Consider the following 19,262-nt stretch of genomic DNA (forward strand, 5'->3'; position numbering starts at 1 on the left):
CAGCCCTTCTCCTACGCGGCGCGGGACCGGGAACCCCGGTGTTGCCGACGCCGCCTCCCCCTTGCCGGACAGCCGCCCCTCCACCCGCGTCTTCCGGGTAGGGGTGGAGCGCACCGGGCCGCCGTGCCGGGTGGACCTGGAAATCTTTCGCCGGACCGGGGTTCTCGCCGTACGGTCCGGGTGCTCAGGGGAGTCTGGCACCGGCGTGGGTGTGCGACAACGGGCGCGAGACCCCATCGTTTCGCGCACAAACCTGCGGCCCTGAAACGCATTTAGGGGTTGCGCGAAGTGCCACGAAGGGGTGTCGGACTCGACCCGGCGGGGGAGATGGCGACACGGTGAGGGGCTGGTGTCGGGTGTGCGGCTTGATGGTGTCACATCGGGCTTCGCCACGCACGCCCGATAGCACGCTCAGTGCTGGGGCGTGGACACCCGGCGACGATCGGCGCAGGTGGCGGCCCGAGCCCATCCTCCACAGTCGACCCCCAACGACCGGCGCCAGCCGGAGCGGACGGCGGCGAACGATGGCGGGCGGCGGAAGCCGGAGCGAACGGCGGCGGACGGCCGGCGACGGTCCACGCCGAAGGTGGCCGCGGGTGCCGCTCGACGTGGTCGTGCGGACCTCGCGCGACGGCAGGTCGAACCGGTCCGTGGACAGGCCCAGGAGGCCACGGCCGGCGGTGAGCCGCGGCCGGGACGGTCGGCGGTGCAGGAATGGCGGCCGGGACGGTCGGCGGTGCAGGAATGGCGGCCGGGACGGTCGGCGGTGCAGGAGCGGCGGTCGGCCGCGAAGGTCAGCGCGGCCGGGGCCCCGCGGGCCGGTGGCCCGGGTCGTCCCTGCCTCGCGGCGGTGGGTCCAGGACCGTCGCGCCGGGTCGGTTCATGCGCAGCCGGGCGGCCAGCTCGCTGCGCGAGTTGACGTCCAGCTTCCGGTAGATCCGGGTCAGCCGCTGCTCGATGGCGCTGACGGTCAGGAAGAGCTTTTCGGCGATCTCGCGGTTGGTGTGGCCCTGGGCGGCCAGGGTGGCCACATTGCACTCCGCGTCGGTCAGTCCCCGGACGACGGCCGTCGCGCCGGCGCCCTCGGCGCCGCCGCTCCTGGCGGAGAGGCCGGGCCGCAGCATCGGGATCCCGCACTCCTCGGCGAGGACCCGGGCCGACCGCGCCGCGACGCGGGCCTGCCGCCGGTCGCCGACCTGCTGGTAGGCCTGACCGAGGTCGGCCAGGTTGTGCGCGAGCTCCATCCGGTCACCGCACTGCCGCAGCAGTCGGACGGCGCTTCGCAGGTGCGGGATCCGGTCCGGCCCGTCCTCCGTGGCGGCCAGGACCCGCAGGGCGGCGGCCCGGTGCCGCACGTGCACGGGCCGCAGCCGGGCCAGCTCTTCGCGGACCAACCTGCCGGCCTGCTGGCGGCGGCCCATCCGGAGCAACGCCCGCGCCGACTCGGTCCGCCACGGGACGAGGCCCGAGAAGTCCAGCCGCCAGCGATTCATCAGCTGCCCGCAGAGCTGGAAGTCGGCCAGGGCGGCCTCCGGGCTTCCCGCGGCGAGGGCGTGCATCCCGCGAGCCTGCAGGTAGTGCAGCCCGATCGGGGTCTCGAACATCGCCGGGGGAACCGGGACCTGGAGGGAGGCTGCCGCCGCGTCGAGCTGGTCCATGAAGGTGAGGGCCCGTACCCGGACGGCGAGCGGTATCCCGATCACCACTCCCCAGCCCTTCTGCGAGAGCTGACCGAGCGCCTCGTCGGCCAGCTTCTCGGCTCGGGGCAGGTCGCCGAGCCGTCCGGCGACGGCTGCCCGGAGGGCCGCGAGCGTCGCCGACGGGGTGGGGTAGCGCGGGGTGGCGGGGTTGCGGCCCAGCCGGTCGCACCAGTCGCCGGCCAGGTCCAGCCGGTCGGCGTAGATCATGGCGATGAGTGCGCAGACGGCGGTCCACATGTTCGGTTCGTCGTCCAGCCCGGTGGTCGACAGCGCCCGCTCGGCCTGCTCGACCGCGCTGGCGTCACCGCGGTGGAGCACGGCGGACAGCAGGGTGGCACCCTCGATCCCGCGCTTGACCTTGGCCAGCGTGAGCGGGTCCCGGGCGGCCACGGCGGGTGCGGGGCGGTCGACCATCACGCCGGGGTAGAGGGTCGACATCCAGCCCGTGGTGACGAGCAGTTCGGCAGCGGACCTCGGGTCGACGCTGTCCGCCCGTTCGCTCAGGTGGTTGACGAGATCGACGGCCTTGTCGATCTCGCCGTGCCAGAGCAGGTAGTGGATGGCGCCGGCGGCCTGCTGGCTGCCGAGGTGCCCGGCGCGGATGGCGCTGACGACGCCGACCAGGTGGGGGATCGCGGCCTGCGGGTCGAGACGCCACTCGGCGCGGGCCAGCGCGGAACGGATCCGCGCCCGCAGGCACTCGCCTGCGCAGCTCCGGTGCGCGCGGCGCAGGTAACGCAGCGCGGTCTCCATCTCGCCGTCGCGCAACGCCTGCTCGCCCGCGTCGAGCAGGGTCTGCGCCATCCAGGGCTCGGCCAGCTCGTCGATCCCGACCAGATGCGGCGCGATCCGAGCCGGGTCCGCGCCGTCGTCGTGCAGTAGGCAGGCCGCCTCCAGATGCAGCCGTGCGCGTTCCTCGGCGGTCATGCCGTCGATGACGGCCTGCCTCACCGCCGGATGGCGCAGCCCCTGCTCGCTGATCAGTCCCGCGCTGGTCGAGTCGTCGATCGCACCGAGCGCGGCCCGTGACCGTGCGTCGACGAGGTGGGGCAGCAGGTTGCCGTGCAGCGGCTCGCCGGTCACGGCCAGCACCCGGGCGGCGTTGAGCACCAGCTGGTCGCAGCGGTACAGGCAGCTCAGCACGGCCTCCCGGAACGACTCCCCGGCCACGGGACGGTCGGCGGGCCGGGGCGCGGCCGCCTGGTCCTCGGCGAGCGCCTGCACCAGCAGCGGGTTGCCGCCGCTGATCCGATGGCTCTCCTCGGCGATGGTCCGGGCGACCGGAACGCCGAGTCGCCGGGCGAGTAGTTGGAACGTCCCCTCGGCGGTGAGCAGCGGGAGCCGGATGCGCTGCAGCCGCGCGGGTTGCAGCAGCTCGGCGTGCACGTCGGGCCGCCACGGCCGGGTGCGCGGCGCCTCCGTCAGGATGATCAGCACGGGTAGCCCGGAGATCCGTCGGGCCACGTAGTCGAGGCAACGCAGCGACGGCACGTCGGCGTGGTGGATGTCGTCGACCGCGATGACCAGCGGCCCCTGCGCGGTCATCTCCAGCAGGGCCCCACCGATAGCGGCGGTGGCCAGGGCGGTGTCCTCGTGGTCCGTGTCCTCGGCGTCGGCCCAGGTGAGGGCGCCCGCGTCCAGCAGCCGCCCGAGGCGGGCCCAGAGGTCGGGGTTGCCGGCTCCACTCAACGGCGCCGCCCGCACGAGCTGCCGGACGACCTCCAGCGGGACGGAGCGTTCGGCGCGGGAGGCACTCGCGCCGAGGACACGTGCCCCGGAGTCGCAGGCCCGCCGGGCGAAGGTCTGCAACAGCGTGGTCTTGCCGGAGCCGACCGGGCCGGTCAGCACGGCGACGGTCCGGTTGGTCGGGGAGGCCTCGCTGCGGGACAGGTCCGTCAGCCGGCGTTCCAGCATGCTGAGCAGGCACGACCGCTCGGTCAGCTCCATCGACGCGGCCCCCGGAGGAGCGTGCGGTCCGCGGTCACCGGAGGGGCCGCCCGCCCTGCGCGCCCCTGGAGCTCGACGAAATCGGAGACCGGCAATTCTTGACCCATTCCATTATTAGCAAATATAGACGACCGTCGAGTATGGCCGGCGAACCATCGACCGACTTGACCGGCTGGCGACTCCGGGTCGCGCCCCCGCCAGCGTCGGTGATAATTCCCCAGCCTCTCCGGGTCGGCCTTCCCCCTATCGACCACCGTGATGGTGGGAGTATGGCAGTTCGGCAATTGGGCGGCAAGCCGAGGTTTGTAAAGGATGGGCAAACATCGGTTCTGTGTCGCGTCGGCCCGAGCGGGCCTTCGTGCGTACGTTGACAGCGGAAAGTCGCCGGGTGATCCCGTAACGTGACAGCATGCCGCCGTGGCCCATTGGGCGCGCCTTTTCCGGCCCACTCGGCGATTGGCGGACGCGTTCTTGCGTGCTAGGCGTCCGGTGCGTGTCCGGGTGGTCACCGCGACGGCGCTCCCGTCGTCGAACCGTCGGCGGCTGAAGCCGCCCTCCCGTCGGCGGCGGTTCCGCACCGGGTGGGCCGGAAACCCTCGACGTCATCCCGGGTAAGCGCAGCTCAACTCAGTGTCAACATGGCCGGCGGGCGGTCCGGCGGCAATGGTCGCGGTGCGGCCCGGCGTGGGAGCGCTGACGGTCGGAAGGGGGCCGGGGGTGCCTGCCGGCCCGCCGGCCCGGACCGGCGACGAGCCGCTCCCGGGTGCGGGCGGGCGGCTCGACAATTGTTAAAGGTTCCCGATTGTTGCGGCGTGCGACATCGCCTGCCCGAAGTGCGACTGCGGGCCGCCGGGTCGCCCGGGGATCGGGACTCGACGCGCGCCGCCGATGCGCCACCAGATTCGGACCTTTGGGAAATTCACCGATTATGTTGTTAAAAAAGAATTATGCGCCCAGGGGTCTGCCGGCGGGCGCCGGTGTCGCTGCGTGGCCGACGGAATGCACTCGGATAAGTGTAACCGACATCAATGTCTTGGCGCTCCATTACTGCTGATCGACAATTTTCCGTCAAAAGCCGACTCCAATGTCCGCCGCTGTCGGCGAGTTGCCGTCCATCCATAGTGTCGGCCGCAGGAAAGGGCGGTCCGGCCCGCCGCCGCCGAAAACCGGACGAGATCCTGTCCTACCTGGCCTGTCGCCCCCGCAGGGGACCCGGTCCGGGCAGCTAGGGGTTGTGCCGGGTCGATAGCCCGGCCTAATTTCGGGGCACCCGTTTCCACCATCGGGATAGTCGGATATGGGGCCCTGCCCCGTGACCTGAAGGGTTCTGTGGCCGTCGTGATGTTCCACCTGCTGCCGCGACTCGTTGCCGCCCTCCGCAGGGGATAGCGCAGATGACACTGCTGCCGGCGCTGCGGGGATTCGGCGCGGACCGGGCCGATGCGGTCACGGTGGCCGGCGGCACGCTCTCCAGCGAGGCCCTGCTCGGCTGCGTCACCGCGGTCGCCGACCGGATCAGGGGCGCGGGCGCGGTCGCCGTCGACGGCACACCGACCCTGGAGACGGTGGTGGGAATGCTCGGCGCCGTTCACGCGGGCGTACCGCTCGTACCACTGCCCCCCGACGCGGACGAGTGCGAACGGGGCCGCATCCTGCGTCAGTCCGGGGCGACGGTGCTCCTCGGCCGCAACCGGTCCGACACCCACCGGCTGCCCACCGTCCCGGTCGACCTGCGGGAGCGCTCCTCGACACCGCACCCCGAGCCGACGCCGGGCACCGACGCGGTCATCCTCTACACCGGTGGCGCCGGCGGGCCATCACGCGGGGTACGCATCTCGCGTCGCGCCATCGCCGCCGACCTCGACCTGCTGGCCGACGCGTGGCGGTGGAGCGAGGAGGACGTCGTGGTCCAGGGCGCGCCGCTGTTCCGGGCGTACGGCCTGGTCGTCGGCCTGCTCGGCGCGTTGCGGGTCGGCAGCCGCTTCGTCCACCTCGACCGCAACGCCGCCGCCGGACCGGTCGGCACCATGTACCTGGGGTTGCCCGAGCAGTGGGCGAAGATCGCGCTGAACGCCCGGTGGGCCCGGTCACTGTCGGCGGCGCGGATCCTGATCTCCGCGGACGCCCCACTGGCCTGCGCCGTGGCGGAACGCCTCCGGCTGCTCACCTCGCACACGCCGGTCCAGGCGTACGGCACCACCGAGACGCTCATCGCGCTGACCGGGCGGGCCGACGACCACCCGGTCGCCGGTGCCGTCGGCACCCCCCTGCCCGGGGTGGAGACCCGGGTGCTGGACCGCGAGGCCCGACCGGTGCCGGCCGACGGCGAGTCGGTCGGCGAGTTGAGCATCTGCGGGCCGACGCTGTTCAGCGGCTACGTCGAGGGCGGGCGGGGCCATGCCGCCGGTCACTGGCACGCCACCGGCGACCTGGCCACCGTGGCCGCCGACGGCTCGTACCGGATCATCGGTCGGCGCGGGCTCGACGTGCTGCACTGCCGGGGCCGGCGAATGCACGCCGGGCAGATCGAGGAGGCGTTGCTGAGCCATCCCGGCGTCCGGGAGGCCGCCGTCGTCGGCACGCCGCACGACGCGCTCGGCGAGCAGGTCACCGCGTACGTCGTCGCCGAGGGGTTGACCGCGCAGGTGCTCATCGACCACGTCGGCCGGTACCTCTCCGCGGGTCAACGGCCCCGGCGGGTGCACTTCGTGGACGAGCTGCCGCGCAGCGCGCTCGGCCGGATCAGGAAGTCACTGCTGATCGCCGCCGGTTGAGCCGACCGGGCCGTGGGCGGCGGTCCACCGACGTCCGCCCCGCGGTCAGCCCTCCACCCAGCCGTGCCGTCGCGCCAGGTCCAGCATCCGGGCACGCACCGCCACGATCTGCGCCCCGGTCAGGTCCGACACGGAGGTGACCAGCGCCTCGGTGGTCTCCGTGCAGAAGGCCCGCTCGGAGAGCACGTCGCACAGGCCCTCGTCGTCCTCCACACCGCCCGTGGCCGGCCCGCCGTCCCTGCTGCGCCCGCCGGTGAACGCCACGCCGGCCCGGGAGGGCGCCGCGGTGCCGGCCGCCCCGTTGCGCTCCGCGCCCACGGCAGCGCCCACCACCCGCACCAGCACGGCCTTGGGGCCGCGGTCGGTCCCCACCGCCTCGTACTCCACCGGGACACCGGGCGTCAGCGCCCACTTGTCGCCGTCCAGCATGTTCGCGTGCACGAACACGTCGTCGCTTCCGTCGTCCGGGGCGATGAACCCGTAGCCCCGTACCTCGTCGAACCGCACCACCTTGCCAGTGAGCATCGCTTTCCCGCATCCATCCGACCAAAATCCGCGTGCCCCGCCCATGGAACCGGGGCCCGCCCCCAGACTGGCAGCCGCCCGCGCGGCCCGGCACCCGTACCCGACCCCTATGGTGCACCGTACCGTCGGTGCCGGCGCGGCGCGGCTCGCCGCAGCGCCTAGCATCGGCGGACGTGATCGAGCAGATCCTGCCCCCCGCCGTGGCGGTGGCCGAGGCCTTCACGGACCCCGCCGACCTGACCCTGTTCCCCGAGGAAGAGGCGCTGGTGGCCCGGTCGGTGGAGAAGCGCCGCCGGGAGTTCACCACCGTGCGGCACTGCGCCCGCACTGCCCTCGGCGAGCTGGGCCTCGCGCCGGTGCCGATCGTCTCCGGCGCGCGCGGCGCCCCGGTCTGGCCGGCCGGCGTGGTCGGCAGCATGACGCACTGCGACGGCTACCGGGCGGCGGTCCTCGGCCGTACGACCGCGTTCGCCACCCTCGGCGTGGACGCCGAGCCGCACGCGCCGCTGCCCGACGGGGTGCTCGACGCGATCGCGCTGCCGGCCGAGCTGGCGCGCACCGCCACGCTGGGCGCGGCCCGCCCCGCCGTCTGCTGGGACCGCCTGCTGTTCAGCGCGAAGGAGTCGGTGTACAAGGCGTGGTTCCCGCTCACCGGCCGGTGGCTGGACTTCTCGGAGGCGGACATCGTGATCGATCCGGCCGGCACCTTCGAGGCCCGGCTGCTGGTGCCCGGCCCGGTCCTCGGCGGGATCCCGGTGACGACCTTCTCCGGCAGGTTCCTGGTCGAGCGGGGACTGGTCGCCACCGCGATCAGCATCCCGGCCGTCCGGCCCTAGTCCGCCGTCAGCCTGGTCTTCTGCACCTTGCCGAGGGCGTTGCGGGGCAGCGCGTCGACCAGGCGCACCTCGCGTGGCCGTTTGTGCGCCGACAGGTGCCGGGCCACGAATTCGATCAGTTCGGCCCCGTCCACCCCGTCGCCCACCACGTACGCGGTGACCTGCTGGCCGAGGTCGGGGTGCGGGGTGCCCACCACGGCGGCCTCGCGGACCCCCGGGTGCGCCAGCAGGGCGTCCTCCACCTCGCCGGCGCCGATCCGGTAGCCGCCGCTCTTGATCAGGTCGGTGGACGCCCGCCCGACGATCCGGTGCCAGCCGTCCGGGTCGACGGTGGCGACGTCCCCGGTGCGGAACCAGCCGTCCGGGGTGCGGCTCGCCGCGTCGGCGTCCGGACGGTTCAGGTAGCCGTCGAACAGGGTGGGACCGTCGACCTGGAGCTCGCCCATCGCCACCCCGTCGGCGGGGAGCGTGGCGCCGTTCTCGTCGACCAGCCGCGTACGCACCCCGGGCAGCGGCAGCCCGACGGTGCCCGGCCGGCGCGGACCGTCCGCCCGGGCGCTCACCGTGATGAGGGTCTCGGTCATCCCGTACCGCTCGACGGGCCGGTGCCCGGTGAGGGTGGCGAGGTCCGCGAAGACCGCCGCCGGCAGCGCCGCGCTGCCCGAGACGAGCAGGCGCGCCGGACGCAGTGCCCGTGCCGCGTCCGGGTCGGCGGCGATCCGGGACCACACGGTCGGCACGCCGAAGTACACCGAGCCCTTGGCGGCGGCGTACCGTTCGGGTCGCGGCCGGCCCACGTGGTGCAGCCGGCCACCCAGCCGCAGCGGCCCGAGCACGCCGAGCACCAGCCCGTGCACGTGGAACAGCGGCAGGCCGTGCACCAGCAGGTCGTCCGGCGTCCACGCCCAGGCGTCGGCCAGCCCGTCCAGGCAGGCGGCGATGGCACGGCGGGAGATCACGGCGCCCTTCGGGGCGCCGGTGGTGCCGCTGGTGTAGAGGATCACCGCGGTGCCGGCCGGGTCCGGCTCGGGGTGGACGGTGTCCGAGCGCCGGCTCAGGTCGACGGGTACGACGGCCCGGCCCGCGCCCTCGGCGGTGCGCTCCGCGCCGGTCGGGACCAGCAGCGCCGTCGCCTGCGAGTCGCGCAGGATGTGGTCGCGCTCCATCGGCCCGGCGTCCGGCGGGACCGGCACGACCGCCGCTCCGGCGGTGAGGGCGCCGACCACCCCGACCACCGTCTCCAGGGTCGCGGTGGCCTCGATGGCGACCCGGTCGACGCCGTGCAGCTCGTCGGCCACCGCCGCGGCCAGGCGACGCAGCTCCACCCAGGACACCGCGCGGTCGTCGACGCGGATGGCGTCCGGACGCTCGTCGGTGCCTCCCGCGAGCCAGCTCAGCAGCGGCATGGTGCGACCCCTCTCCAGCGGCTCGGGCCCGGGCCCGAGCCGGCCGGGCGTGCCGCGGCGGCCGGACGGCGGCACCCGGGACGCCGGTAGGGTCGGTGGGGCGCCGGCGGATCCAGGTGGGCGCGGTGCGCCGCGCCGGCGGGCCCGGAACGACGGTCCTGACCGTAGTCGGGGGCACCCCGGCCTGCCACCCCTACCGGGCGGCGCGGCCGGGTCGGACGGGCGGGAGGTGACGTCGGTGGTCGCGAACGCGACGGCGTGGACGGCGGTGCCGGGCGGTGTCCGGGCCGTGGTGCTCGACCTCGACGGGGTGCTGGTCGACAGCCTCGCCGTGGCCAGGGAGGCGTTCGCCCTGGCGTACGCCGAGGTGGTCGGCGACGGCGTCGCCCCGGTCGAGGAGTACTGCCGCCATCCGGGCCGGTATCTGCCGGAGGTGCTGGAGCTGATGGGCCTGCCGGCGACGCTGGCCGGACCGTTCGTGCGGGAGAGCAACCGCCTCGCGCACCGGGTCACCCCCGTCGATGGGGTGCCGGAGCTGCTCCGCACCCTGCGCCGGCGGGGGATCGGGCTGGCCGTGGCCACCGGCCGCAGCGGGGTCCGCGCCCGCGATCTGCTCGGCCGGCTCGGTCTGCTCCCGCTGGTCGACCACGTGGTGGGCTCGGACGAGGTGCCCCGGCCGAAGCCCGCTCCGGACATCGTGCGGCGGGCGCTGCGCCTGCTCGGGGCCCGCCCCGGGGAGGCGCTGATGGTCGGCGACGCCCCCAGCGACCTGGCCAGCGCGCGGGCGGCCGGGGTGCTGGCGGTGGCCGCGCTGTGGGGCGAGTCCGACGAGGAGACCCTGCGCGCCGCCGGCCCGGACGTCGTCCTGACCCGACTCGACGAGCTGCTGCCGTTCTGCCCGGCCCGCCGGTGACCGACCCGCGTGGACGGACACCTGCGGTGACCGAGCGGCACCCCTGCCCCGCGCCACGTTCGCGGTCGGCACCCCTGTCCCGGGCCGATTCCCGGTTCGATACCCCCGATTTGTCAGCCGATCAGTTGATCGGCGCATCGGTTGGCCGGATGATGTCGGGCGTCGGTCGGCCGGCTCCGGCCGACCCGGCCCGTTCCCGCAAGCCGACGCCGCGATCAGCCGAGGGGTCCCGCCCTTCTCGACGGCAACCCGCACGTGAAGGAGGACCACCCCCAATGCCGGTCATCGAAGTCGATCATCTGCAGAAACGGTACGGCGAGAAGATCGCGGTCGACGACGTCTCCTTCACCGTGGAACAGGGCGAGATCTTCGGCGTGCTCGGCCCGAACGGGGCCGGCAAGACCACCACGGTCGAGTGCGTGCAGGGGTTGCGTCGTCCCGACGGCGGCACCATCCGGGTGCTCGGGCTCGACCCGATCCGCGACCGTACCGAGGTGCGGCAGCGCGTCGGCGCCCAGCTCCAGGAGAGCCAGCTGCCGGACAAGGTGCGGGTGTGGGAGGCGCTGGACCTGTACCGGTCCTTCTACCGCAACCGGGCCGACATCGACGAGCTGTTGACCGACCTCGGCTTGGCCGAGCAGCGCAACACCTACTTCCAGAAGCTCTCCGGCGGGCAGAAGCAGCGGTTGTCGGTGGCTCTGGCACTGGTCGGCAGGCCGGAGGTCGCCATCCTCGACGAGCTGACCACCGGCCTCGACCCGCAGGGCCGCCGGGACACCTGGGACCTGGTCGAGCGGATTCGCGACCGGGGCGTCACCGTCGTGCTGGTCACCCACTTCATGGAGGAGGCGCAACGCCTCTGCGACCGGCTCGCGATCATCGACAAGGGGCGGGTGGTGGCCATCGACAGCCCCGCCGGCCTGCTGACCCGGGTCGGCAGCGAGCACCGGGTGCACTTCCGTCCCGCCGAGCCGGTCGAGGACGCCCTGCTGCTCGCGGCGCCCGACGTGACGGGGGTGTCCCGTTACCGCGACGAGGTGACGGTGACCGGCACGAAGGACGTGCTCCAGTCGGTCATGTCCGTGCTCAACGGGCGCGGGATCCGCTACGACGGGCTGCGGGTCGAGCAGCCCACCCTCGACGACGCGTTCGTCTCCCTCACCGGCCGTTCGGGCCGGACCGCCGCGCAGTCCCCGACCGACGGGAGGTCGTCGTGAGCGCCCTGTCCAAGCTGATCGCCGTCGAGACGAAGCTGTTCCTGCGGGAACCGGTGTCGTTGTTCTTCGTGTTCGCCCTGCCGATCGGCCTGATGCTCGTCTTCGGGCTGCCGCAGCGCGCCGGCACGGCCGCCGACACCGGGCAGCACGCCGAGCAGACCTTCCTGCCGTCCCTGGCGCTTGCCCTCACCATCGGCATGCTCGCGCTCTTCACCCTGCCGATGGCGCTCGGCATCTACCGGGAACGCCGGGTGCTGCGCCGCCTGGCGACGACTCCGGTGCAGCCCGCCCTTCTGCTGGTGGCGCAGGTGGTGGTCAACCTCGTGATGGGCGTCCTCGGCGCGGTGGTCACCGCGATCGCCGTACGGTTCCTGCTGGACCAGCCGGCGCCGGCCAACGTTCCCGGGTTCGTGCTGGCCTTCCTGCTCGGGGTGGCGTGCCTCTTCGCCGTCGGTCTGCTGATCGCGGCGCTGGCGCCGTCCGCCCGGGCGGCGCAGTCGATCGGCCCCGCGCTGTTCTTCCCGCTGCTCTTCCTGGCGGGCGCCTGGCTGCCCCGCGACCGGATGCCGAGCGCGCTGGCCGCCATCGCCGACTACTCGCCGCTGGGCGCCACGGTGGACACCCTCGGTGCGGCGTGGGCGGGCGCCAACCCGGAGCTGCCGCAGCTGATCGCCCTGGCGGTGACGGCCGTGGTCGGCTCCGCGGCGGCCACCCGGTTCTTCCGCTGGGAGTGATCCTCCGCACCCGCGTGGCCGGTGCGGGGGACGTCGTCGCTGCCCAGGGCCGTTCCTAGGGGTGGCCTAAGGGTGTCCGCCGAATGTGATCTGGATTACGTTCGGAGCAGAACGGGCGCCCGGTCACCGGACAAGGACGTTCGACCGCGAAGCGTCCGTTCACCCGGCAACGGGTGTCGTCAGGCCTGTGTGGACGTGTCCGCCGCCGTGCGGCGGCTCGTCCGAGGTGTGCGGAATGCGACGGAGGTCGTGCCATGAAGGACGTTTCGCAAGCTGATCCGGTCACCCGGGACGCAGTCGGCGTCATCGACGTCGTCCTGGAGGGCGGTCCGGTCGATCTGCCGACCGACCTGCGCAGCCGCCAGGTGGCGCGGGTGGAGGAGAAGATCAAGGTCCTGCACTACGGCGGGTACGAGCACTTCGAACGGGGCGCCACCCCGCCGGCGGTCGACCTTCCGGTGGTCTTCCGCTGGACCGGTCGGACCCGGATCGCCGAGTAGGGGAAGGGCGGCACCAGTCACATGAGGGCACAGAACCACCGGCCGGGTCCCCACCTGACGGTCAGCGACACGAACGAGGCCATCGCCTTCTACACGGATGTCTTCGACGCCGTCGCGATCGTACGGGAGTGTCTGCTCGACGGGCACGTCCTGCACGCGGAACTGGCCGTCGGCGGCCACCGCCTGACCGTCAGCGAGTGGTACGAGGCGGGCGCGCCGTCGGCGGTGGAGAGCCGCGACGACGTGCTGACCATCGAGCGGACCGACCCCGAGTCGGTGCTGCGGCGGGCGGTGGCCGCCGGTGCCCGCGTCGAGACGCCGGCGGATCCGTCGCGCCAGGTGACGCTGCGCGATCCCGCCGGCCTGTGCTGGACCGTCGTCGGCCCGCAGCGGGCGGCGTAGGCGAACACCCGCGACGCCCACCGCTGCGTCGGTCATCGCACCGCGCGGGAGCGGTGGGCGTTGCGGGTGCGCAGGGCGAAGAAGAGCGCCGCCGCCCGGCGGACCTCACCCGACCGCCGGGGATCCGCGGCGATCTCGTGCAGCAGGTCCCGGTCGGCGCGGTCCGCCGCCAGCGTCGTCAACAGCGAGAAGCACTCCCGGGCGGCGTCCCGGCCGCCGGGACCGTCCGCGCCGCCGGACCAGTGGGTGAGCAGCGCCGCCAGCACGTCCGCCCGGAACGCCGGCGCGCCAGCGGCGGCCGTGCCCCGCCCGGCGAGCAGGTGACCCGCGGCGATCGCCCCGACCGGCTCGGTCAGCCGGGCGCGCAGGAAGGCCGGCGTGACGGCGGCCCGGCTGATCGCCTGCAACGCGACGAACCGCGCCGAGCCGGTGTTCATCAGCGTCACCCACTCGTCCGGCCGCCAGTCGCGGGCGAGCGGCCCGGCCGCCAGGTACTCCACCAGGCTGGGCCAGACCGAGGCCAGGGCGTGGCGGTCGGCCCGGAAGAGGTCGGTGGCGAGCAGGATCTGCCGTACGCGCGCGGGCCAGTCGGGCAGCACCGTCGCCGGGGCAGCCGGGGCGTGGGCCGCCGACCAGTCGACGACCGCCGCCACCGGGTCGCCGCCGGCGACGGCGGCGGTCGCCGCCACCTCGACGAGGTCGGTGTGCCGGGTGTCCAGCCAGGCGGCGACCGCCTCGCCGTCGGGCGGGCGGTGCCGCAGCGCCGCGCAGGCGGCGTCGAGGCTGGCCCGGCCGCCGCGCAGCAGGGCGCGGACGAACTCGTCGAGCAGGGCGGCCGGGCCCGCCGGCGTGGCCGCCTCCGCCTGCCCGCCCTCCCAGACCAGCACCGCGACGGTGGCGGTGAGCGGGTTGTGCACCGGCCCGGTGATGCGCTGGGCGTGAGTCCAGTCCAGGAACCTGCGGGCCGTGCCGGCGTCGGGGAACCAGCGGGCCGCCAGCAGCGCCACGTCCGCGTCGGTGAAGTGCGCCAGGTGGTACGCCGGATAGCCGTCGCCCAGCACGGCCAGCTCGTCCTCCGCCAGGTGCCGCGTGGTCACCATGACCCGCCAGGGCCTCGGCGGGCCGGCCGGGCCGGGGGAGCGGGCCAGCTCCGCGAGGCGGTTCAGGACGACGGCCCGCTCGTCCGGGTCGGCCACTGCGTCGAGCGCGTCGACGCAGACCAGCCACCGCCGGCCGGGGGCGGGGGCCTGTTCGACGTCGAGCGGGGCGCCGTCGCGCGGGTACGCCTCGGCGAGCGCCGCGGACAGTGGCTGGCGCACCAGGGCGGCGGCCGGCAGGCTCACCAGCACCGGCCCGGGCGGGCAGCGCCGTCGCCGCCCGCGCCCGGCGAGCCACCGTCGCGCCGAGCGGGCGCTCTCGTAGCGCACGAGCGCCGTCTTCCCGCTGCCCGGCTCCCCGATCAGCAGCACGTTGCCGGCGCCGGTGAGCAGGTCCGCCACGTCGACGCCGTCACCGGACGGGGCGAGCCGTGGCACCGCGCGGCGCGGCACGTACACCTCGGACAGCGGCTTGACGTACCCCCCGAAGCGGTGCGGGTGGACGATGCCGGCGTCCGCCTCGCCGCGCCAGACCGGGCGCAGCGCGGCCCACCAGCCGCGCCGGCTCCGGGAATGGCGGCGGACGGCGACGGTCGCGGTGACGAGCGCGGTGGCGAGCGCCACCGTGCCGCCGACGACGCTGGCGACCTTGTCCGAGACGTCCAGGTCCATCGGCGGTCAGGACCGGCCCGCGCCCGGCCGGTCCGCCGACAGGTGGTGGGTGCCGCATCCCTGGCAGTACGCGCCGGTCTGCTCCTCGCGGCAGTGCCGCCACGGCGCGGGCGGTCCGGCCGGCGCGACCCGCTGCGCCGGCGGCTCCTGCGGTCCCCACCGGGACGTGTGGTGCGCCACGACCAGGGAGGACTGCGTGAGTCGGACGTCGACGTCGGGCTTGAGGCGGACCCGGCCGTCGGCGGCGTCCAGGACGTCCACGACGCGGGCGAGCAGGGCGACGTCGTCGTCGCGGCCCGTGGCGTGGGCGAGCGCCACCGCGCGCCCGAGCTGCTCCTCCGCCTCGACGACCCGGCCCGCCCGGGCGGCGGCCAGCCCCCGCTGGACCGCCGCCGCGTAGTCCTGCTGGCGGGTGTAGTACGCGACGCTCTCGTTGATCTCCGAGTACCGCAGTGCGTCCTCGGTCCACTCCACGTCGAGTGGCACCTCGACCGGCGTGGTGGCCGCGCCCGCGTGGACGCTCAACCAGCCGATGCGCCGGCTCGCCCCGGGCGCCATCGCGTCGACCTCCAGGGCGACGTGGTAGTCCCGCTGGTCGTGCGGGCTCCACGCGCCGACCGGGTAGTCGGTGCCCAGCTCGCCGGCCGGCTCGCCGCGCCCGCTCAGGTCCGCCAGCGCCGGGTGCACCTGCTTGACGAAGCGGACCCGGGCCAGCCCGGTGGTACGCACCCGGAGCCGGACGTCGGGGACCCGCCGGGACATCGCGCGGGTCAGCACCGCCCGGAAGTCGTCGGCGAGCCCGGTGAGGTCCTCGACCGGCACGACGGGGTTGGCACCCAACGCCTCCGCGATGCCGAGCAGTTCCGCCGCGTCCCAGTCGTGCACGCCGTCGGCGGAGCCGATGGCGCGGCAGTCGACGGTGAACCGGCCCACGCAGTCGTCCACCGCCGCCCGCAGGTCGGCGGGGAGCTGGGACTCGTTGCGCCCGTCGGTGAGCAGGATGACGTGCCCGATCGCGTCCGGTCGTGTGGCCAGCAGGTGGCGGGCCAGCAGCAGCCACGTGCCGATGGCGGTGCCGCCGTGCGGCGTCACGTGCCGCAACGCGTTGCGGGCGGCGGCCCGGGTGGTCTCGTCGGCGACCGCCAGCCGCCGGTCGCCCGGGTAGACCATCGTGGCGCGGGCGGTGCCGGCCACCACAGCGAACGCGACCCCGTCGGGCAGGGCGTCGATGGCCGCGGCGGTGGCCCGCCGGGCGGCGCGCATCTTGGCCTGGGGCGCGCCCATCGAGCCTGAGGAGTCGAGCAGGATCACCTCCGCGAGGTCGTCGTGCCGGACGTCGGCATGGACGGGTTCCTCGCCCCGGACGGTGGCGACCACGTCGAGGACCGCCCCGTCGGCGGAGACGCACTCGGTGTGGTGCGCGCGCAGCCGCAGCGGCAGATCGTTGGCGGGGGACACGGGTGACCTCTTTCCGTCGGGGCCGGCGGCCGGGATCACCACCACGTCACCGGCCGGTACGCGTTGGCCAGCTCGACGAGCGCGATCCGCTCGCGCCGGTCGGCGGTGCGCCGGGCGCGGGAGCGGCAGCGGCGCTCGAAGGCGCGACGGAGGGCGTCCTCGTCGAGCCGGTGACCGAACAGCCGCCGGCCGCCGTGGCGCTCCTCGGTCAGGTCGCAGTCCAGCGCGATCCGCAGGATGTGCGCCTCCACCTCCTCGCGTTCGCCGAACGGGGGCAGCTTGTCGACGATCGCGGCGGCGTCGAGCGCCGTGTCGAGCCGGTGCCCGTCGTCCGGCGCGTCGAGCAGGATCCGCACCGCACAGGTCACCGCCGCCGTCGAGGCGCGGGAGGACTCCGGCACCCGCAGGAGGGCGTCCGCCGCGCTGCGCGCGTCCGCCGTCGCCAGCAGGCAGCGGGCCAGCCCGAACGCCGCACCCACCACGCCCGGGTCGGCGTCCCACACCCCCTGGTAGTGGTCGGCCGCCGTGCGCGGGTCACCGTCGAGTTCGCAGGCCACCGCGTACGCGAGCCGCGTGGACACCTCGCCGGGCAGCCAGCCGTAGACCTGCGCGAACCAGCGCCGGGCAGTGTTGGTGTCCCGCCCCACCAGGGCCACCAGGGCGCGGTGCCACCACAGCGCCCAGTCCCGCGACTCCTCGGGGAAGTCGGCGAGCAGCGGGCCGGCCTCGTCCACCCGCCCGGTGGCGAGGTGGGCCCGGACGGCGCGGTAGGTCACCTGCGCGGTCTGCTCCGGGGCGGTCCGCAACAGCTCGATGAGCTCGGCCGGGTCGGCGGCGCCGAGCGAGGCGAGGAACCCGGCGGCCGGGTCGGCGCCGTCGACCAGGGGTACGGGCAGGCCGAGCATGATCTCCACGACGTCCAGGGCGTCGCGGTCGGTGTGCAGGGCGAAGGCGCACGCGGACGGGCTGAACAGGGTGGACCGGGTCGGCCGGGGCACGCCGTCGGCCGCCGAGCTGACCTGCCGTCGTACGCCCCGGACCTGTTCGCGCATCTCGGCGGCGGCGGCGAAGCGGTCCTCCGGCGCGGCGGCGGTGGCCCGGGCGAGCAGCCGCAGGAACGGGTCGAGCCGCGCGGGCACGGGCAGCCGCAGCACGTCCTGCCCCGGCGGGATCCGGGTGACCTCGGTGGACCGGGGCACCAGGGTCAGCGCGGCGAGGGTCCGGCCGACGGTGTAGAGGTCCGACCGCACGCTCGGGCCGGCGGGCCCCAGCCGCTCCACCTCCGGCGCGGTGTAGCCCGCGGTGCCCCACGCCGGGCTCACCGTGTTGTCGATGCGGCGGGCCGCGCCGAAGTCGACCAGCTTGATCGGGTCGTTGGTGCCCTGGCCGCCGACCCGCATCACGTTCTCGGGCTTAAGGTCGCAGTAGAGCCAACCCTGGTCGTGCAGGTACTCGAAGGCGTCGAGGATCTGCACGGCGTATCCCAGCGCCTGCGCCACGTCCACGGCGGTGGAACCGCCGCCCGGGCCGGCCGCGCTGCGGGCCTCCTCCAGGGTGCCGCCGTTGACGTACTCCATCACCAGGTAGCCGGCGTCCCGGTCGGACTCGGGCCGCAGCGCGTGGGTGATGGTGACGATCCTCGGGTGGTTCAGCGCGATCAGCGCCTGCCGCTCGGCGACGAACGCCGCGATGGCCTCCCGGTCCTCCGGGTTGCGTTGCCCCTTCAGCACCCGCCAGGCGCCGTCCATGTCCTCGTCCCGGGCGAGGAACACCCAGCCGACGCCGCCGTTGCCGAGGCAGCCCTCGATCCGGTACCGCCCGGCGCGCAGGTCGCCGTCGGCCAGGGGCGGGGTGAAGGAGTACCGGGTGCCGCAGTCGGGGCAGAAGCCGGCTACCCGGGGCAGCCGGGGACCGCGGTGGCGGGGGCAGCTCGTGTTGCCGCAGTAGCGGGAGTGTTCGGGCACGACCGCCTGCGACACCACCGCCGTCAGGGGGTCGTGCGGCCGGGCGGTCGGCAGCACGGCCGGTCGCTCCCAGGGCCGGGACGTCGTACGCAGCGGCCGTGGGCCGACCTCCGCAGCCGGTACCGGCCCGCCGGCGGCTGCGGACCCGGCGCCGGCCCCGACGCACTCGTGCCCCCAGAGCCGGCAGAACCCGTCCTGGTCGACGGTGCCGGGGCAGTTGCGTTCCGCGCAGCCGAGGCTCGCCGTCATCGCGTACCCCCGTTCACGGCCTGCTGGTAGGCCCGCACCGCGCGGCTCGCGGCGGTCACGGTGAAGGCGTCGGGGCGCAGCGCGGCCAGCGCCTCCCGGTAGGCCAGCTCGACCTGCGGGTGCTCGGCCCGGCCCTCGTCGGCGGCCTTCTGCCGGTACGCCTCCAGCCGGCCGGTCAGCTCCACGTGGCAGCCCCGGCGCAGCCGGCGCCGCGCGGTGTCGGTCCGCTCGACCGCGCGGTCGACGGCGGCCCGCAGCGAGCCGTCGTCGCGTTCCGGCTGGACGTCCCCCCGCCACCACTGGCCACGGCCCGCCGCCTCGGCGGCGGTGAGCCGGTCCAGCAGCCCGTCGAGCGCGAGCGCCGCCAGGGGATCCGTCCCGTCGCCCAGCCCCTCGCCGGCGGCCTCCGTCGCGAGCTGCCGGAGCCGCTCGACCGAGGAGCGCAGCCGCTGCGCCCGGACCGCCAGCCGGTCCCGGCCGTACGCGTCGACGATCCGGCGGATCCGGGCCACGTGCTCGCGGGCCGCGACCAGGATCTCCTGGACGTCCATCGCCTGCACCTGCACCGGCTCGCCGGTGGCGGCGGTGAACCGGACCTCGCACGGGCCGGTCAGCAGCCGGGCCAGGGCCTCCTCGCCCGCGTCCGTCGACCGCTCGATCCCGTCGAGGTCGTCCACCAGCCGGTCGAGGGCCAGCGACAGGCAGCCGAGCCGGTGCAGCAGGTCCCGCGCCTCCTGCGCGGGCGCGGCGGCCGGGCCGTCGGGCTGCCGGAAGGCGTCCGTGACCAGCTGCTGCACGTCGAGCAGGTGCTCGCAGACCCAGGCGTGCGCGGCCAGGGTGGCGTCGAGGCGTTCCCGCACGGCCATCC

At 74.9% G+C, this 19,262-nt stretch carries 14 protein-coding genes; 7 read left to right on the forward strand and 7 right to left on the reverse strand.

Translation table 11 applies throughout. The annotated features are described in order from the left end of the window. Nucleotides 1–794: 794 nt before the first annotated feature. Entirely contained in the window at nucleotides 795–3,647 is a 2,853-nt protein-coding gene (locus ACLQ20_RS08540; protein ID WP_425854882.1) for an AAA family ATPase, read from the reverse strand. Between the two features lie 1,394 nt (nucleotides 3,648–5,041). Between ACLQ20_RS08540 and ACLQ20_RS08545 the strand changes: the two genes are divergently transcribed. Continuing rightward, a complete protein-coding gene (locus ACLQ20_RS08545; protein ID WP_151452400.1) occupies nucleotides 5,042–6,421 on the forward strand; it encodes an AMP-binding protein in 1,380 nt (459 codons plus the stop codon). Between the two features lie 45 nt (nucleotides 6,422–6,466). Here ACLQ20_RS08545 and ACLQ20_RS08550 read toward each other — a convergent pair whose 3' ends face one another. Continuing rightward, nucleotides 6,467–6,946 carry a cold-shock protein gene (locus ACLQ20_RS08550; protein ID WP_425854884.1) on the reverse strand — a complete coding sequence of 160 codons (480 nt, stop codon included), beginning with the start codon at nucleotides 6,944–6,946 and terminating at the stop codon, nucleotides 6,467–6,469. 173 nt (nucleotides 6,947–7,119) lie between these two features. Here ACLQ20_RS08550 and ACLQ20_RS08555 point away from each other — a divergent pair, with 173 nt between their 5' ends. Continuing rightward, nucleotides 7,120–7,782 carry a 4'-phosphopantetheinyl transferase family protein gene (locus ACLQ20_RS08555; protein ID WP_425854886.1) on the forward strand — a complete coding sequence of 221 codons (663 nt, stop codon included), beginning with the start codon at nucleotides 7,120–7,122 and terminating at the stop codon, nucleotides 7,780–7,782. Here ACLQ20_RS08555 and ACLQ20_RS08560 read toward each other — a convergent pair. Then, nucleotides 7,779–9,188 carry an acyl-CoA synthetase gene (locus ACLQ20_RS08560; RefSeq protein WP_425854888.1) on the reverse strand — a complete coding sequence of 470 codons (1,410 nt, stop codon included), beginning with the start codon at nucleotides 9,186–9,188 and terminating at the stop codon, nucleotides 7,779–7,781. The genes ACLQ20_RS08555 and ACLQ20_RS08560 overlap by 4 nt on opposite strands. A gap of 238 nt (nucleotides 9,189–9,426) precedes the next feature. On the opposite strand from ACLQ20_RS08560, the gene ACLQ20_RS08565 reads away from it, so the two are divergent. From ACLQ20_RS08565 to ACLQ20_RS08585, 5 genes are all read left to right on the forward strand, one after another. Beyond that, nucleotides 9,427–10,101: an HAD-IA family hydrolase gene (locus tag ACLQ20_RS08565; RefSeq protein WP_425854890.1), complete on the forward strand. Its 675-nt coding sequence runs from the start codon at nucleotides 9,427–9,429 to the stop codon at nucleotides 10,099–10,101. Between the two features lie 275 nt (nucleotides 10,102–10,376). Further along, complete coding sequence (locus ACLQ20_RS08570; protein ID WP_151452395.1) at nucleotides 10,377–11,318, forward strand: ABC transporter ATP-binding protein; 942 nt, start codon at nucleotides 10,377–10,379, stop codon at nucleotides 11,316–11,318. Further along, the gene (locus ACLQ20_RS08575) at nucleotides 11,315–12,052 is read left to right on the forward strand and encodes an ABC transporter permease (RefSeq protein ID WP_151452394.1); all 738 of its coding nucleotides are present in this window, start codon (nucleotides 11,315–11,317) and stop codon (nucleotides 12,050–12,052) included. The genes ACLQ20_RS08570 and ACLQ20_RS08575 overlap by 4 nt, the downstream gene beginning before the upstream one ends. Nucleotides 12,053–12,306: 254 nt before the next feature. Further along, on the forward strand, nucleotides 12,307–12,552 hold the full coding sequence (locus ACLQ20_RS08580; protein ID WP_327028061.1) for a DUF5988 family protein: 246 nt from the start codon (nucleotides 12,307–12,309) through the stop codon (nucleotides 12,550–12,552). A gap of 21 nt (nucleotides 12,553–12,573) precedes the next feature. Beyond that, nucleotides 12,574–12,954: a VOC family protein gene (locus ACLQ20_RS08585; protein WP_151452392.1), complete on the forward strand. Its 381-nt coding sequence runs from the start codon at nucleotides 12,574–12,576 to the stop codon at nucleotides 12,952–12,954. 32 nt (nucleotides 12,955–12,986) lie between these two features. Here ACLQ20_RS08585 and ACLQ20_RS08590 read toward each other — a convergent pair whose 3' ends face one another. Genes ACLQ20_RS08590 through ACLQ20_RS08605 form a run of 4 tightly spaced genes read right to left on the reverse strand, consistent with a single transcriptional unit; the run spans nucleotide 12,987 to nucleotide 19,260 of the window. Beyond that, nucleotides 12,987–14,723: a hypothetical protein gene (locus tag ACLQ20_RS08590; RefSeq protein ID WP_425854892.1), complete on the reverse strand. Its 1,737-nt coding sequence runs from the start codon at nucleotides 14,721–14,723 to the stop codon at nucleotides 12,987–12,989. A gap of 6 nt (nucleotides 14,724–14,729) precedes the next feature. Beyond that, complete coding sequence (locus ACLQ20_RS08595; RefSeq protein WP_425854894.1) at nucleotides 14,730–16,181, reverse strand: VWA domain-containing protein; 1,452 nt, start codon at nucleotides 16,179–16,181, stop codon at nucleotides 14,730–14,732. A gap of 35 nt (nucleotides 16,182–16,216) precedes the next feature. Next, nucleotides 16,217–18,394 carry a tetratricopeptide repeat protein gene (locus ACLQ20_RS08600; RefSeq protein ID WP_425854896.1) on the reverse strand — a complete coding sequence of 726 codons (2,178 nt, stop codon included), beginning with the start codon at nucleotides 18,392–18,394 and terminating at the stop codon, nucleotides 16,217–16,219. Beyond that, nucleotides 18,391–19,260, reverse strand: a complete 870-nt coding sequence (locus tag ACLQ20_RS08605; protein WP_425854897.1) for a hypothetical protein — start codon at nucleotides 19,258–19,260, stop codon at nucleotides 18,391–18,393. The genes ACLQ20_RS08600 and ACLQ20_RS08605 overlap by 4 nt, the downstream gene beginning before the upstream one ends. Nucleotides 19,261–19,262: the final 2 nt, after the last annotated feature.

It is taken from the genome of Micromonospora sp. DT46 (assembly GCF_049841735.1).
Lineage (GTDB): Bacteria > Actinomycetota > Actinomycetes > Mycobacteriales > Micromonosporaceae > Micromonospora > Micromonospora reichwaldensis.

Bases quoted from the DNA above. Each gene is read 5' to 3' on its own strand.
- ACLQ20_RS08540 (WP_425854882.1), bottom strand. From the start codon at position 3,647: ATGGAGCTGACCGAGCGGTCGTGCCTGCTCAGCATGCTGGAACGCCGG.
- ACLQ20_RS08545 (WP_151452400.1), top strand. From the start codon at position 5,042: ATGACACTGCTGCCGGCGCTGCGGGGATTCGGCGCGGACCGGGCCGAT.
- ACLQ20_RS08550 (WP_425854884.1), bottom strand. From the start codon at position 6,946: ATGCTCACTGGCAAGGTGGTGCGGTTCGACGAGGTACGGGGCTACGGG.
- ACLQ20_RS08560 (WP_425854888.1), bottom strand. From the start codon at position 9,188: ATGCCGCTGCTGAGCTGGCTCGCGGGAGGCACCGACGAGCGTCCGGAC.
- ACLQ20_RS08570 (WP_151452395.1), top strand. From the start codon at position 10,377: ATGCCGGTCATCGAAGTCGATCATCTGCAGAAACGGTACGGCGAGAAG.
- ACLQ20_RS08580 (WP_327028061.1), top strand. From the start codon at position 12,307: ATGAAGGACGTTTCGCAAGCTGATCCGGTCACCCGGGACGCAGTCGGC.
- ACLQ20_RS08585 (WP_151452392.1), top strand. From the start codon at position 12,574: ATGAGGGCACAGAACCACCGGCCGGGTCCCCACCTGACGGTCAGCGAC.
- ACLQ20_RS08590 (WP_425854892.1), bottom strand. From the start codon at position 14,723: ATGGACCTGGACGTCTCGGACAAGGTCGCCAGCGTCGTCGGCGGCACG.
- ACLQ20_RS08600 (WP_425854896.1), bottom strand. From the start codon at position 18,394: ATGACGGCGAGCCTCGGCTGCGCGGAACGCAACTGCCCCGGCACCGTC.
- ACLQ20_RS08605 (WP_425854897.1), bottom strand. From the start codon at position 19,260: ATGGCCGTGCGGGAACGCCTCGACGCCACCCTGGCCGCGCACGCCTGG.